General features: G+C 64.9%; 8 protein-coding genes. All 8 read right to left on the bottom strand.

Going from position 1 to position 15,385, the window contains the following annotated elements; genetic code table 11:
• Positions 1–26: 26 nt before the first annotated feature.
• Genes AYX22_RS07690 through AYX22_RS07655 form a run of 8 tightly spaced genes read right to left on the bottom strand, consistent with a single transcriptional unit; the run spans position 27 to position 15,321 of the window.
• A complete protein-coding gene (locus AYX22_RS07690; RefSeq protein ID WP_207596907.1) occupies positions 27–4,481 on the bottom strand; it encodes an FtsK/SpoIIIE domain-containing protein in 4,455 nt (1,484 codons plus the stop codon).
• Complete coding sequence (locus AYX22_RS07685; protein WP_026541428.1) at positions 4,478–5,182, bottom strand: hypothetical protein; 705 nt, start codon at positions 5,180–5,182, stop codon at positions 4,478–4,480. Before AYX22_RS07685 ends, AYX22_RS07690 begins: the two co-directional genes overlap by 4 nt.
• A 45-nt stretch (positions 5,183–5,227) precedes the next feature.
• Positions 5,228–6,931, bottom strand: coding sequence for a serine/threonine-protein kinase (locus AYX22_RS07680; RefSeq protein ID WP_207596906.1), 1,704 nt, complete (start codon positions 6,929–6,931; stop codon positions 5,228–5,230).
• Positions 6,928–8,937: an FHA domain-containing protein gene (locus AYX22_RS07675; RefSeq protein ID WP_207596905.1), complete on the bottom strand. Its 2,010-nt coding sequence runs from the start codon at positions 8,935–8,937 to the stop codon at positions 6,928–6,930. The genes AYX22_RS07680 and AYX22_RS07675 overlap by 4 nt, the downstream gene beginning before the upstream one ends.
• Entirely contained in the window at positions 8,924–9,850 is a 927-nt protein-coding gene (locus tag AYX22_RS07670) for a protein phosphatase 2C domain-containing protein (protein ID WP_207596904.1), read from the bottom strand. The genes AYX22_RS07675 and AYX22_RS07670 overlap by 14 nt, the downstream gene beginning before the upstream one ends.
• Positions 9,847–11,433: an RDD family protein gene (locus AYX22_RS07665; protein ID WP_207596903.1), complete on the bottom strand. Its 1,587-nt coding sequence runs from the start codon at positions 11,431–11,433 to the stop codon at positions 9,847–9,849. The genes AYX22_RS07670 and AYX22_RS07665 overlap by 4 nt, the downstream gene beginning before the upstream one ends.
• Positions 11,426–13,921, bottom strand: coding sequence for a transglutaminase domain-containing protein (locus AYX22_RS07660; RefSeq protein ID WP_207596902.1), 2,496 nt, complete (start codon positions 13,919–13,921; stop codon positions 11,426–11,428). Before AYX22_RS07660 ends, AYX22_RS07665 begins: the two co-directional genes overlap by 8 nt.
• Positions 13,918–15,321 carry a DUF58 domain-containing protein gene (locus tag AYX22_RS07655; protein WP_207596901.1) on the bottom strand — a complete coding sequence of 468 codons (1,404 nt, stop codon included), beginning with the start codon at positions 15,319–15,321 and terminating at the stop codon, positions 13,918–13,920. The genes AYX22_RS07660 and AYX22_RS07655 overlap by 4 nt, the downstream gene beginning before the upstream one ends.
• Positions 15,322–15,385 lie beyond the last annotated feature (64 nt).

Raw genomic sequence — 15,385 nt, 5'->3', positions numbered from 1 at the left:
CTATATCCCCCGCGCTGCGGCAAATCCTAGCTTCGGTTCTCCGGCGGCATGGCGATCTGCAGTTTGCGTACTTTGCCGCGTCCAACAATGTATCCGCGGCCGGGAATGAAGTCGGTGCTGATCCTGCCGAGGGAGGTGTTGAGCAGGCTGTCGCCTTCCACGTCTCCCGGGTTGAGCAACAGCCCACGGCGCCCGGACTTGAACGGCTGTGCCAAGGACCAGGCCTGGGACCAGGTGGATGTTTCAGATTCGCCCACCACCCATTGATCGGCCTTGATGGCCGCCGTGACCAGGCGGCCGACCCCCGATTCAGCCAAGGTGTCCGTGAACTCGGTCAGGCCCTCGATGAAAATGGCCATGCTGCCCGGGTTGTCCGAGGCCTTGTCGATCAGGTCATCCACGACGTCGGACACTTCATCCGGACCCACCAACGAGCGGCTCCAGATGTTCAGCGACGCCACGGCGGACCGGCGCGAGCCGATGTAGATCAGGTCTGTCCGCGGATTGGAGCGACGCAAGGCGTACGCCAGGGTCACCAGCGCGACCGTCCGTCCGGCACCCGGAGGGCCAGCGAGGAGGAGCGAGCCCTTGGCAGCGATGGCCGCCGAACCCAGTGTCTCGTCGTCGACACCAATAACGGGATTGTCCGGAGCGCCGGTGGGCAGGATGTCCAGGTCCACCAACTCCGGGAGGCGCTGGATTTGCGGTGCCTGCTCCAGTCCTTGACGGACCATGGCCTGGCTGAGCTTGGCAACTTCGCGTGCTTGCAGTGCCAGGTTCGAGTTGCCACCCAGGACGGCGAGCTGGACTTCAAGACCATCCAGCAATCCGCGCCCGGGAGGGGATGCGGCGTTGAGGACATCTTTGGGGACGTCCAAGGTCATGTAGTCGTCTTCGGAGCTGAGGCGCAGGACCAACCGCTTCTGGATGGAAGCAAGAAGCGACGCCGGAACAGAGTTGGTGCGGTCACCGCTGACTACCAGGTGGATGCCCAAGGGACGTCCGTCGGTGGCCAGCGTCAGGAAGATGTCCCAGAGCGCGGACAGCTTGCTGTACTCGTATCCTTCCCGGAAAGAGGACATGCCATCGACCAGGATGAAGATGCGCTTCTCGTCCGGCCTGTTGGCCAACTGCCGGTATTCCACGATCGTGGAGGCCCTGACCTCGGCGAACCGGGCAGCACGGTCGTCGGCTACTTCCTTGAGCCAGCGCAGCAGGCGGCCAACGCGTTCAACGTCGTCTCCATTGATGATTTCACCAACGTGCGGGAGTCCGTCCAGCATCTTCAGTCCGGAGGAACCACAGTCGATGCCGTAAATATGCACCGGGCCACCGCGGGGTGTGACGGCTGCAGCGATGGCGATACTGCGCAACGCAGCCGACTTTCCGGATCCGCCCGTGCCGTAGACGGCCATGTTGCCGTCCTTGTCCGGTTCGTAGAACACGGTGGGCTGGTCCTGGTGGGCGGGATCGTCTGCGACGCCCAGCAGGAGCCGCTCATCCGTGCGCGGGTTCGGGAGCTTGGAGAAGTCGTACGTGGTGGCCAGTTCGTTAAGCCACGGTTTCCGGGGAGGCTCGATCGAGAGGACGTCCGCGGCACGGATGATGTTTTCCGTCATCCGGGCGATGTCGTTCGGCCCTGCGGGTTCTTCCTCCACTTGGGCCACCAACGGCGGTTCCCAGGTGGGCCCGGAGCCGAAGGCCATCTCCACGATGTCGATCCGCGGACGTTGCGGTTTCTCGGTGGTCCAGCCACCGGCATATCCGGTCTGGAAGCCCTGGATCCGCCCGGGGCCGGTCTTCGCGGCGCCACGGCCCGGGATGGAGGGATCAAAATAGGCGGCAGTGGGAACACCAAGAATGTCCACGGCATCCACTTCATCAGCCATGCGCAAAGCGACACGGAGGTTGGTGTTGGCACGCAGGTTGTCCTTGATGACGCCGGCAGGCCGCTGGGTGGCCAGGATCAGGTGCAGGCCCAGGGAACGGCCACGGGCAGCGACGTCCACCACGCCGTCCACGAACTCCGGAACTTCCGTAGCCAGTGCCGCGAATTCGTCCACGATGATGATCAGGTACGGCGGTGCCTCGGGATCGGCTTCACGTTGCAACGCCAGCAGGTCCTTGGCCTTCTTGCGGTTCAGGAGCCGTTCCCGGTAGTGCAGTTCAGCGCGCAGGGAGGTCAGTGCACGGCGGACAAGGTGCGGGGACAAGTCCGTCACCAGTCCCACGGTGTGGGGCAGGTGGAGGCAGTCCGCGAATGCTGCGCCGCCCTTATAGTCCACGAAAAGGAAGCTGACACGGTCCGGGCTGTAGGCCGCGGCCATGCCCATCACCCAGGACTGGAGGAATTCTGACTTGCCGGCGCCGGTGGTTCCGCCCACCAGTGCGTGCGGACCTTCGTTCTTGAGATCGAGGTAGAACGGCTCCACGCCTTTGGAACCAACCAGCGCGCGGAGGCTGCCGTTGTCCTTGCGGTTGGGCACGGCGGTGGCGTGGACAGAATTGTTCTCCTGCCAACGTTCAGCAACGGCCTGCGGGTTGTCCATCAGTTCCTTGCCGATCAACGTGGCGTAGGACACGGCGCGCGGGAGGTCGGAGTCGTCGTCGAGCGGGTTTCCGACGTCCACCAACGGCGACATCATGCGGGCCAGTTGCGTAGCAAGGTCCGCATCGAGGCTTTCGCAGCTCACAGGATAGGTGTGCCTGCCCAGGCGGACCTGGCCTGTTGTGGTGCCGTGATCGCCGTCAACGGAGAGGAAGTCCCGGCACGCTGCAGGGAGGGACTGCACGTTGGCTGCTACCCACATGACGTGCACGCCATGGTCAGGGCCGCGCTCCACCAGGCGCGTGAGGCGTCCACGGTCCACGGGAGCATCGTCTTCCACGATCACCAGGACAGCGGGCACAACGGGGGCTGGGATTTCTTCGTGCTCGTTCTTGAGCCCGGGGCGATGCTGCGGCCCTGGCTCCTTGGCCATGGACTCGCGCTCTTCCACGAGGCTTTCCAAGCGGGACAACAAGGCAGCACCGGCGCCAGGGCCTGCGGCGAGGTGGTCACCGGACAGCGGGCTGTGGCCTGAACCGACATGCGGAAGCCATTGCAGCCAGTCCCAACGTTCACGGGAGCGCGCCGAGGTCAGCGAGGTCAGGACCACTTCTGCAGGCGAGTGGAGGCCTACCAGTTGAAGCACCATCCCGCGGGCAACATCGTCCACCACGCTGCGGTCCCCCGCCACGCCGAACGATCCGGAGGTCCGCAGTTGGGAAACAATGGGCACGCCCTCGATCACCCGGACCTGCTGAAGGCATTCCTGGATTTCCCGCATGTACTGCGGTTCGGTTTCGTTGGCGCTTGGCTCGTCAAAGGGGATGCGCGACGGCGCGGAGCCCAGCCCGAAACGGACGCCCAGGAAGTGCTGGTGCTCGGGACGGTTGGTCCACAGCAAGGGGCCAAGTTTGTAGATCGCGTCCACGGTATCGCTGACCGAAGGCGCTTCCTGGAGCCTGACGGCGCGCTCGATGTTCTGCTGCCGGTCGATGTCCTCGCGGAAAGCCAGCATGGCGGCCTTGAACTGCTTGTGGCCTTCCTTGGCCTGGCGCTTGCTCTGCATCTTGTGGTCTACGTAATGCCCCACGATGAACAGCGGCATCATGGCCATGAAGAGGACAGAGAGCAGGTTCTGGGTGACGGCAAAAAGCACGCCGCCCATCAGCAGCGGCGCCACCAGCATGATGTAGGGGAACGGCTGGTGCTCGGGGCGCTTGGGACCGGCCGGCGGCACCCGCTTGGGTGACTCGAACCTCGGCAGGACCCGCGGTGACCGGTTGAAGTCCACCAAGGGCGATGACGGGCCACCACTGTGGTTCCGGGACAACGCCACCACTCCTACAGTGGTATCGCCCAACGTAACCGTGTCCGAGGATTGCAGTGTTGCCCGCGTGACGGGCAAGCCGTCCATGAGCAGCCCGTTGGCAGAGTTCGTATCCACGATCTCCACCGTCTCGCCCACCGTGACGCGGGCATGGCGCTTGGACGTCAGCGGGTCGGAAAGCCTGATGTCGGCGTCCCTGTCCCGGCCGATGTAGCTGGTGCCGAAAGGCAGCGAAAACTCGCGCCCGACGTCGGGCCCTGACATGACGCGCAACGTCGCCGCTGCCGGTCCCCTGTTGGTGCCGTTGGCGTGGCCGTTCGAGGCAAACTGTTCGCTGACCTGCGCGAGCGAGACCTTGGATCCGGGCCGCAACCCGGACTCCAGCAAGTTGTCGGTGGGGCGGAGCACGTGTCCGGACAGGCCACCGCCAACGAACGCTTCGTCCACGCTGATGGACAGGTTCGACGGCGGTTCGGTCCCCTTGCGTACGGGGTCGGCGACCCAGAGTTCGGTGGCTATGTCCGCCACGGTGGCGCGACCATCCACCGTCACGGCGAGGTCCTTTGCTTCGGCAGGATCACGCCGCAAGGTCAGGCGAAACTTCATCCTTCGTCGACTCCAGTCATTTTTTCAAGGAGGTGCAAATCAGCCGGGGTCACCAGATGCGAGGTCACCGCGTGCTCCACCAGGCGGGCGCGGCGGTTGGTGGCGAGTTTCCCTGCGCCACCGCGCAAACCAACGACTCCAACGCGGTCCAGTTTGTCGCACACGTTGTCCAGCTTGCGGTTGAACCGTGTCAGGGCCCAACCCAGCCGCTTCGCAGCCTCTGCTGAGGAGGGAATGGCGCTGAAGCCAGTGCCTTCGCGGCGCAGCATGGGCTCAGCCAAGGCCACGATCAGGGCCTTCTGTGAGTCCGTGAAGACCACGGGGCCAATGGTGGTGTCCCCCGCCTGGTCCTCTTCGCGGGCCTCATGCCGGAACGACGGCGTCTTCAAATGGACGGCGAATTCATACGTTGTGGGCCCGGCAGTGAAGATCACGTTGGTGTGGCTGAAGACCAACGGGATCCTTGCACCCGGCGCAAGCCAGGCCTGCATGCCGCCGGAACCATCGGCGATGGTGGCAGACAACATGCTGCCCACGTTGCTGAGCCACCACATGCCGTCGTAACGGGCGATCTGCAGGAAGCGTCGGTGCAGATACGGGTTGTCGTCGACCTCCAGGTCACCTTCGCGACCAATGTCAAAGACGTCTTCGTCGGATGGTTCGTACCATTCCCCACAGAAATCTATTGCTAGATCCCCCATGATCTGTGCCTCCTCAGTCGGCGGTAAGTAAGTGTCATATGCCGGCTACCCGTCCAGGCAAGCGATGGAGCCCGGCCCCTCAGGCGACGCGCTGCCGTCCGACCGGACAATGATGACCTGCACGCAAATGGGCGGTTCGCCAAAGCCTGAAACGAAGGCCTTCTCCGTCTGCGTTGTCTCATAGGCGCCGTCAGCCTTGGCCGATTTGGTGCGCCACTTGTAGGTATCGCCCTCTTTAGGCTGCGGGTTCTTCCAGGAAAAAACGATGATATTCGGGTCCTTGGTATCCCGCGCCGCGGCCAGTGCCTCGACGTCCGGGACGCTGCCACTGTCCAAGGCATCGGCCGGGGCCTTGCTGGCTGTTTCCGTCGGGGCAACTTTGGGTTGTGCCGACGAACCCAGGACCATGCCCACCACGACGGCGACCACCAGCACTGCCGCCCCGGTGGCGGCGAGCCACAGGTTGCGCTTGCTGTGGTCGGCTGCCTGGACGTTATCTTCCGTTGCCGATGCCCCTGCGGACGCAGCGGAGCGGCTGACCGTTGCATCAACATCCACCGCAGCCGGCGAAGCCTGCCAGCCTCGAAGGACCGTGGATTCCGCGACCTCGGGTGCCTCCACCGCGCTTTGATCCCGGACCGGCGCGTGAAATTGCGGTGGGGTTTGCTGGGCGGCGCCCTTATGCGTTTGTGGCGGGGAAACGTGTGCAGGAGCTTGCGTGGCGCCGGGAACCGTGGACGGGAAGGTCCGGGCGGGGAAGGTGGGCGCCGATCCCGTGGTGGCTGTCCCGGAAGCGTCGGGATCAATCGCAGCAATGCTCCGGACCCGGGTTTCCTCGAAGTTGTCGTCCGGATGCTGGTCGTCGCCGTGCCCGGGTTCTTCAAGCACTTCAAACGGTGTCTGGGACAGGTTCAACTCTGTCTGGATCCGCTGGAGCGCCAGGGCAAAAGCATGCGCAGACGAGTAGCGGGACCCTGGAGACTTTGCCATGGCGGTGGCCAGGACGAGTTCCAGGGACTCCGGTACGTCCGCCCGCCCAAGCCTGGGAAGGGGCGAGTTGGTGATGCGCGAAATCAGCTCGCGCTGGGAATTGTCCTGCCCGGGCAAGACGAAGGGCGAACGGCCTGCCAGGAGGGTGTAGAGCGTGGCTCCCAACGCCCAGATGTCAACGGGAACCCCGTCCACCGCGCCACCCCGGAACTGCTCGGGCGGCGACCACGGAATGGACATGCCGGCGTCGTCCTCGGTGTCGGCGCCAATGGTGCCGGAGATACCAAAGTCCGTCAGTGCGGGACGGTTGTAGTCGGTGACCAGGATGTTGGCCGGTTTGATGTCCCGGTGGACGATGCCGGCCCGGTGCGCGGTCTCGACGGCGGACGCCACCTGGATGCCGACGGCCAGGACCTCGTCCACGCTGAAGCGCTGACGGCGGTACCGCACATCAAGGCTTGGCCGGGAGCAGTACTCCATGGCGAGGTAGGAGTGGCCGCTCTCCGTAATCTCGGCTTCGAAGATCGTCACGATGTACGGGTGCGATGACAATTGCGCCATCAGGTTCGCTTCGGACTCGAAGCGTCGGCGTGCGCCCTCAGTCTTCAGGTCTGACAGCAGCACTTTGACGGCCACTTTACGGCGCGGCCGGTCTTGCTCATACAGGTAAACATCCGAGAATCCGCCGGAGCCCAGCAGGCTCACATACTGGAATCCCGGAATGGGTGGAGGCGGCGCGGGGGGCCTCTTGGAACTCAAAGAATCTCCTCGAAACGCAATGAAATGTCGTCACCCAGCTCGGCGATATCGCCGTCCAGCAGAATGGCCATTTCGTTTTGGGCAAGGCGGCGGGGGGCCTGGCCTTCCCTGATCAACACTGTTCCGTTGGTTGCCTTCAGGTCGCACAACATGACGTGCCAGCCCTCCAGCCTGACCTCGACGTGGGAGCGGGAAATGTCCCCTCCGGGACTCTCCACCTGCACCAACTTGGGCATGGTGCCACCTTGGACACGGGAAACGGAAGGTTGCCGTCCAACGATCAGCGACTGGTCAAGATCGATCAACTCGCCCGTGGAAAGGCGCATGCGGCCAAGTCGCGGCCGCTGGACCTGCTCGGCATCCCCGGACAGTGCCGTGCCACAGACAGAACACTGCGGATACGTAGGTGGATTCGCGTGCCCCTGCGAACACACCCGTGCCAGCACGCTTGGCCCATTGGCAACCGCAGCGTCCAGGGCAGCCGGTGCCGGTTTGGCCGCATCGTCATTCCCTGCAGCCAGGCTGCTTTTCATGATGGTCTGGCCGTCATGGTCCGCATCTTCGTCGACGACGCCTGCGGGCGGTGCAGGTGGCCAGCCGCCCGGAAGCTGCGGGGCAGGGCCCGCAGTGGGCTGTGACTGGGCCGGGCCTGGCGACGGCGCGGACCCGATGGCCGGAGCAGCGGGCAGGCTTGAAGACGCGGGGGCGGCACTGCCTGCATCCGACGCGGCAGGACCGGTCCGCAGCCAGGGTACGGAATCAATCAGACCCGTTCCCTGGTCGGAAGGGAGTTGCACAGCCGCAGGTTGCCCTGCCGAAGGTTGCTCTGCCGAAGGCTGCTCTGCCGGTGCTGGGGTCACTTGCGCCGGAACTGACGATAGCGGATCCTGCGGTTCTGCAGCAGGTGCTGCAGGCATGGGCGCAGGGGCCACCGGAGCACCCGGCGTCTTGGACACCGGGGCATCGTGGTCGTCGGAGTCGTCATCCACCCGTACGGCGGCATCTTCGATGGTGCGCATCACCGTCTTATCCCACAGGTGATCGTAGTTGGTGGTGTTTTCCAACGTGGGGACCAAAGGATCAGTGGTGCTGGTGTGGACGGGTTCACCGGCCACTTCGAGGCCGTCCGTCGCGACTGGTTCTTGAGCGGTCTCCCCTGCCAAAACACGTGCCGGTGAAGCAGCTCCATCCTCCGAAGGCGGGCCGGCGGCGGGCTGGGCGGTGGCGGTTTCGGCGACGACGGGCTCGGCGGTGGCTGTTTCGCCATGGGAGGTTTCGTCGGCAGAGGCTTGTCGGGAAGCAGGTTCTCCGGCACGCCCATCCGCCGCAGGTTCACTGGCAGGTTCATCGCCAGGATTTGATTCCTGCCCCAGCCCCAAGTGGCCGGGTGCGATGGTCAGGCCAAGGTCCGCTTCGGTGTAGCCGATCATGGTTTCGTCGGAAACCTTGTCCGGGACAGGGTGCTGGTTTTTTCCGTCGTTTGCCGGCTCCTCCAAAGGAACGGCTGCTGCATGGATCGCCGGCCCCACATCGCGGCCGGGTTGGCCGGGTTCAGCTTCGAGAACTGACAACAGCACCACGCCCTCCGTCAGGGGCAGGCTGTTCAACGGCATGCCGGAGGCGGAACCGCCCCCGATCCGAAGGCTGTAGGAGGATGCGCCCGCGAGCCTGCGTTCTGTCCATGTGGTGACGTCACGGCCTGTGAGCTGTTCGGTGCCCGATTCCACCTGGACCAGCAATTCGAGATCACCACGGAGGAACACGCGGAGCGCGTCCTTGGCGTCAATGATCCCGAACGGAGGGATCCGGCTCAACGAAACACCAAAGGCATCCGTCACCTCGTGAAGGACCTCGTGGGCCTCGGGAGCCGATGCCAGCAACTCCCAGACAGCGTCGATCAGCGCATGCGGTGTATCCGGGCCAAGGAGAACCACGGTCCCGTTCCGCACAACGCCAAACCAGTCGCCTTGCTGGTAGCGGGTCAGCGAAAGGTTACTGCTTGCCATCGACGCCTTCCTCCTGGTCAGCTGCGGATACCTCGTCCGCGCCATTAACCCAGGCCCGTGGAAGGGTGTCCTCTTCAACCTCGGAATCAACCTCTGGACGGGGCGCAGTGGTGGCGATGCCGGCGTCGTTCATGACGTTCTTGGCGTCCACCACGATGACGGTGACGTTGTCCCGGCCGCCGCTTCGCAAGGCAGCCTGGATCAGAGCATCCACGGCATCCTGCGGATGGGCGACGGTGCTGAGGATGCGGAACATGTGGTCGTCGCCCAGCTCACCATTGAGACCGTCGGAGCAGACCATGATCCGGTCACCTTCCTGGATGGGAAGCAACCAGAAATCGGCCTCGGTCTCATCGCCGGTGCCCAAGGCACGGGTCACTACGTGGCGGCGGGGATGAACCGTTGCCTGCTCTGCGGTGATGTCCCCGGAATCCACCAGTTCCTGCACCTCGGAGTGGTCCACGCTGACCTGCGTGAACTCCCCTTGGCTGAGGCGGTACGTCCTGGAATCTCCGATGTTCATCACCAGCCAATAGGGCAGGCCCATCTGTTCCACCACCACCACGCCGGACAGCGTGGTTCCGGCGCGGGCTCCCGTGGCGTTGCGGATGGCTGCGTCAGCCCTCAACAGGCAGGCCTGCAAGTCGGCTGCAGATGCGGTACGCACGCCAGCTGCAAGTTCGGGGGCACTGCCCAGGGCCCGGACACACATGCCGCTGGCAATTTCACCGGCCTCATGTCCGCCCATGCCGTCTGCTACCGCAAAGACGGGGTCTGCAGCGATGAACGAATCCTCGTTCAGTTCACGGCGCAGTCCGCGGTCCGTCCCGTACCCGTAACTCAGGCCAAAGGAAGACCCGCCTGCAGGAGCGCCGGCTTCGGCATTGGCAGGGGTGGCCGGCTGTGAATTCATGCTTGTCCTAGGTGGAAGGAACGGTCCCCGAAGTGAACGGTGGAACCGGGACGGACCAAGACTGCCTGGCCCGGATGGAGCCGCGTCTGGAGACCGTCGGGCGTGGTGACGGCACTGCCGTTGGTGGAGTTTCGGTCGGTGACCCAGACGCCATCGCCATCCACCCTCAGATGCAGGTGGGTTTTGGAGATGGACCGGCCGGGATCGGCAACCGGCAAAAGTTGCTCTACCGCTTCCCCGGGCTGCGCAGCCGGGTTCCTCCCCAGCAGGACCGAGCCGCCGAGTTGGACGTCCTGGCCGTCATCAATCCGGATCCGCAGGACCGCTTGTGCCCGCGCAGTGCCGGGGCGCATCTGGGTGCGCTCCACGTCGTCGTCGGGGTGGCCGGCAAAGCCGGTAAGCGGCGCGGACGGTTGCTGGATAACGTGGGGTTGCGGCGTCACGGGAGGCAGCTGTTGTGCAGCCGTCGCAGGCCGTGGCGCCGACGGCGGACGCCACTGGTTGGGGTCATGTGAGGGCTGCTGGGCTGCGGGCACCACTGGAGTCACCGGCGCAGGTGCGGACTGCCCGAAACCGGACGGAGTGGCCGCAGAGGAAGCGGCAGCAGCCTGAGCGACACCGGATCCCCTGGCACCAGTCGTTGCGCCGGAGGGGACTGGAGAAGCCACCGGTTGCACGGGCGGGAGATCCATCGGCGCGAAACTGTAGGGGCCCTGGATGCCACCCGTGGCCACGGGATTGCGTCCTGCGTTGACGTCGAACACCAAAGACTTCGCGGCCTTGTCCTGCCAGCCGCGGAGCTTGCCGTCCTTGTCCCAGGCATTGGAGACCACCACGAGGACGGCCCACACAACACCCAGGAGCAGCAGTGGAAGCCCGATCCACAGCACCAGGGTAATCAGGCCAAGGGCAGAAAGAACCACCGAGGTGATTCCGCCGAGGAGCAGTACGCCGCCGGTGATGATGCCCCGTACAAAAACGGCACCGGCACCGGGGGCGTAGCCCTCGGCATCGGAGCTGCGGATTCCCATGAGCTGATTGCCGATGGTGTTGCCGGACTTGGCTTCGAGTGCAAGCAGCACAAAAATGTAGACCACCGTCACACCCAGGCCGATGCTGCCCAGGAGGACCAACAGGCCCGTGTCATAGACAATGAAGCCGTTTTTGCGGGTTTGCGTGATGCCTGCGATGCCGATGGCGAAAGTGGTGGCCAGGACTGCAATGGGGCCAAGCCAGTCCAGCACAGCCGCGCCAAGCCTCCTGCCTGCAGACGCGGGCACCAAGTGGAGCTTGGTGGTCATGGTGGTCCCTCCCCCTGGCCCAGTGATACGGTCCGGCGCCGTGGTGGTTCCCGGAGGCGCCGGGTGCGTCGGCGACGCCGGCGCCGACACTACCGAGATACTACCGGGATCGGGCATGCCCTGCCGGGTCGCGAACTCCAAAGCCGCCTTTTGGGCGTGGTTGATGTTCCCTTCCTTGCGGGCTCCACGGTTGCTCAACGGCGATCCGCACTGCGTGCAGAACGTGGCCCCTGGAAGGACCGCATGCCTGCAGGCCGGGCAAAGTTCGGCCTCATTATTCATTCGTAGTGTCCTTCTTGAACGGCAAGGTGAAGCGACGGCGCGTCGAGGGATCGGTGGTCGCCTGATCCCGGCGCCGGAGGGCAGCCCGCCCATCGGACAGCAAGGACCGCGGCGAGAACCGGGCCTGCTGCCGCTTCCAGAAACCGACGCTTCCCGTGATGTCGGTCAAGGACGAATCGACGATCTCCCAATAGTGCTTGACCTCGTCCTCGCTTGGCTGGCCGGCGCCAAAGACGGCGGCGTCTGCGCGGTGGGCAAGCATCGTGGTGGTGCCGCCGGCGTTCGGGAACGCCTCCGCGATAACGGTGGCCGATTCACGCCGCGTTGACTTGGTGTTGATCGAGGCGCCCATGTCGGTGGCAAGGCTGATCACTTCGTTCCACCCACCGCCGACCCGCTGGGCAGGATGGCCGTCACGGAAACGTGCCTTCCGGCGTCGCGCTTTCAACAGAAGGATGAGCAGCAGCGGCAAGGCGAGTATCCCCAACGGGATCAGCGCGACACCGATGGCTGCCAACAACGGGCCCCAGAAGAGCCAGGGGTTGTTTTTCTTCTCGTCAGCGTCCAGGGCATCCGGTGTGGAGTCCGGCGGCAGGTCCGCGGGTTCCTGCGGCGGGGGCGGCGGCTGCAGCACCTGTGGCTTGGGCTTGGACTTGTTCTCCGGGTCCGGCGGGATGGGCACGTTGTCCTTGGGCGGGGTGGGATCGAACGCAACCCAACCGACGCGGTCGAAGGCCACCTCAACCCAGGCGTGGACGTCCTTGCCCGTGATCTTGATGTCGCCCGCACCGTTTTCGGGGCTCTTGGGATCCGGGTAGAAGCCCATCACGATGCGCGACGGGATGCCGAGGTGCCGGAGCATGAGGGACATGGAGACGGCGTATTGTTCGTCGTCGCCCAGCATCTGCTTGGCGGAGAGCATGTTGCGTACACGTGCGGCGCTGTGGCCGGGGAGGCTGGGAAGCTGTCCTTCCGTCACCAGGCCGTTGCTGAAAGCACCGCTCTTCTGGAAATGCGCTTCGATCTGCCGCACACGGTCAATGGCCGTTGGCGCATCGGCGGACAGTTCATTGGCCTGCGAGGCAATGATCGGCGGCACCTCCTGGGCCTCCGGCAGCGTCAGCTTCGCGAAGTCGTACTGCGTCAGCTGGCCGTGCTCCAAGGTGCCGGGGTCGGAGACCTGGACCGTGTAGTTCTCGCCTTTGGACAGGCCCTTGGTGGTGACTGCGGTGTCCGTGCCGGCGTTGAAGTATAGACCCGACGCCGCACCGGACGTGTCCGCGAAACTCATGCCGGTGGTGTGCCGGCCGCCCGGAACGAAGTACCCCTGGTAGTCCTCGATGGTGATGTCCAGCGTGTAGTTGGTGCCCTTGACGGGGCTCCCGGTGTCAGCCAGCGTATTGAGGGAGCGGGCGTCTCCCACCTTGCTGAAGTTCCCGGAGCTGTTGGGATCCATGGTGTAGTTCAGGCCGTTGAAGGCATCCAGGGCGGCCAGGCGCACACGAGCGTCCTTCGGCAAGCCCTTAACCGTGAACAGCGTGCTGTCCTTTTCGTCCTTGACGAAGTTCCGGAAGCTCGCCAAAGGAGTGATGTAGTCGCGGGGATCGAACGGCGGGACGATCGTGTTGCGCAGCACCTTCCGGTCGTCGCTGGCGGTGACAATCGGCGACGCGATGGCGGTGACGCCGACGGCGACGGCGATCACGGCTGCAGCAGTCCCCAACCGGCGGAGCTGGCCGCGGCGCGCTGCACCGGCGTCGGAATCCGGCCTGTTGGCCGAGACAGTCTTGGTGCTCCGCTGCCGAAGGACATCGCGGCGGAACGTCGCCCACACGATCGAGACAATGGTGAGGGAGACGCCGCGCTCCACATTGAGGAAGCCGGCGCTGGTGCTGAAGGCGATACCCGTTACGAACAACACCAACACAGGCAGCAAAGGCCAGTACGGGCTCTTCAGCCGCCAGGTCAGCAGGCCAGCGGCCAAGGCGGTCAGCAGCGAGCTGAGGAACGGCACGATGAGCATGCCGTTGGCAGTGCCCACGGGAACGCCGACCGTCAGCATGTCCTTCCAGGCAAACACCACGCCCAGCAGCAGTGTCCGCAACGAATCGAGGCTGGGAAGGACGCCGAAGACCGCTGAATCAGGAACGGCGAGGGCGGAGCCAAACAGCATGTAGGCACCGAAGGCCACGGCGGCAGTAATCAGCAGGCCCAGGCGAAGATGGGCGTTCAGGACCGCGATACCCAGTCCAAGGAGCACACCGCCCAGGCCGGCGATCAGATAGTGGGGGTCTCCCCCGAAACTCAGGCTGAATCCGAGGACTCCCAGGAACAGCAACACCACCAAGGCGCCGCAGTCCACGGCGAAGTGCCACAGCGGGCGGCCGTCCGCAAAGATCGACCCTCCGCCCGCGCGGTTGGCGCGGCCTGTTGACCTGGATCCTTTCGCGGCACGGGGACGCACACGGAGATTCGGTGCGGTGCTCATGCTGCCGCCTTTCGAAGAACAATGGCCAGATCGTCAAGGTCGCCGACAGTGAGGACCGTCAGGTCAGCGATGTTGGCCCTCGTCGGCGCCGCGCCGGGTTGGACCCGCACTGCCAGGCTGCGAACGCCAGGGGGCACGGATGCGGCACAAGTACGGAGCTGGGTTGCGGTGACGTGACTGCCCACGACGAAGAACACCACGGAGGCGTTCGGGACAGCGTCGGACAGGTTCCTGGCGAGGTCGACGGCGTTCTTCCGCATCGGCGCCCCGACAATCCTTGTGGCGTCGTCCAGCAGGTTGCGGCCGGTTTCACAGCGGAGTGGTCCCTTTTGAGTCAGGACGTCCAAATCGCGCTGTTCGCTGATGGCCTGGCGGCCAATGGATGCCGCTACTGAGATGGCCATTTCGAACTCCGGTTCGGAGTCGTATTCGTCAGTGTTGATGGAGAGCGCAATGGCCAGGTGTGCACGGCGGGTTTCCTCGAACTGGCGGACCATGAGCTTGTTGGTCCGGGCTGTAGTCTTCCAGTGGATGTGGCGGCGATCGTCCCCCGGAACATAGTCACGCAGGGCATGGAAAGAGACGTCGGCGCTGGACAACTCAGTGGTGGGCATGCCTTCAAGGTCGCGGATGAAGCCCGCGGCCGAGCTGCCCAAGGACACCGTGCGGGGATGGACAAAGAGGTCCACAGGTTCGGTCCACATCACGCGGCGGCGGAGAAGGTGGAGGGGGTCGGCGCGGACCGAGCGAACCGGACCAACCACGATCACAGCGCGCCGGGCCGTTGGAATGGTGAAGAGGTCCTCGTGCACCTGCGCCGGCTTCATGCGCGGCAGGTGGAAAACGGCGGTGTTGGAGCCCACCGGAAGCTCCAGTGCTGCGGGCAACAACGGCCTGGTGGAGACGTTGGACACGGCAATGCTGCCTACAGCGTCGTCGCCCACAGCTACCCGCGTGCGGGCGAGGTCCAGGACCACGCCGTACGCCGAGCGGCCCACAATGAACGCAATGGCCAGGACAAACAGCAGGAAAGCAACCATCGCCGCGGACTTCGCTTCCTGCCAGCCCCAGGCCTGCCCTGCCCACCAGAGCCCGATGGCAGCAGCGAGGACCACCCAGCCCAGCAGGCTCACCACGGCGAGGACCGGCCACACGAACTTCAGCCACACTGCCCGGACGTTGCGCCAAGCAGGTGAGAGGAACTCGCCGGCTGTTCCCGCGGCTTCGGCCCACACGGCGGCCGGGTGCAAGGAACTGGGCTTGCCCGGTTTCCCGTTGCGGCCGGGGCGGTTCCCTGGTTCGTTGCGGGGTGAACGGGCGTCGCGAATCTTGCCGCTCACAGCGGCCGTTGCGCGTTTGAACGAGTCAGCAGCCCTGGTCAGGGGTGTGCTGGAGGACATGTGGAGGCCTTTGTTTGAGCTGGGGAGCAGGTGGGGTGCGATGAGCCGGTCTGGCTCGTGCGGT

Origin of the sequence: Arthrobacter sp. D5-1 (assembly GCF_017357425.1) — a bacterium.
Taxonomy (GTDB): Bacteria; Actinomycetota; Actinomycetes; order Actinomycetales; family Micrococcaceae; genus Arthrobacter.
Note: the sequence above shows the minus strand (reverse complement) of the source record. Positions and strands in the feature narration are given on the sequence as shown.

What these genes read in the sequence shown, in the direction of transcription:
- AYX22_RS07690 (WP_207596907.1), bottom strand. Translation starts at nt 4,481, where the DNA reads ATGAAGTTTCGCCTGACCTTGCGGCGTGATCCTGCCGAAGCAAAGGAC.
- AYX22_RS07685 (WP_026541428.1), bottom strand. Translation starts at nt 5,182, where the DNA reads ATGGGGGATCTAGCAATAGATTTCTGTGGGGAATGGTACGAACCATCC.
- AYX22_RS07675 (WP_207596905.1), bottom strand. Translation starts at nt 8,937, where the DNA reads ATGGCAAGCAGTAACCTTTCGCTGACCCGCTACCAGCAAGGCGACTGG.
- AYX22_RS07670 (WP_207596904.1), bottom strand. Translation starts at nt 9,850, where the DNA reads ATGAATTCACAGCCGGCCACCCCTGCCAATGCCGAAGCCGGCGCTCCT.
- AYX22_RS07665 (WP_207596903.1), bottom strand. Translation starts at nt 11,433, where the DNA reads ATGAATAATGAGGCCGAACTTTGCCCGGCCTGCAGGCATGCGGTCCTT.
- AYX22_RS07660 (WP_207596902.1), bottom strand. Translation starts at nt 13,921, where the DNA reads ATGAGCACCGCACCGAATCTCCGTGTGCGTCCCCGTGCCGCGAAAGGA.
- AYX22_RS07655 (WP_207596901.1), bottom strand. Translation starts at nt 15,321, where the DNA reads ATGTCCTCCAGCACACCCCTGACCAGGGCTGCTGACTCGTTCAAACGC.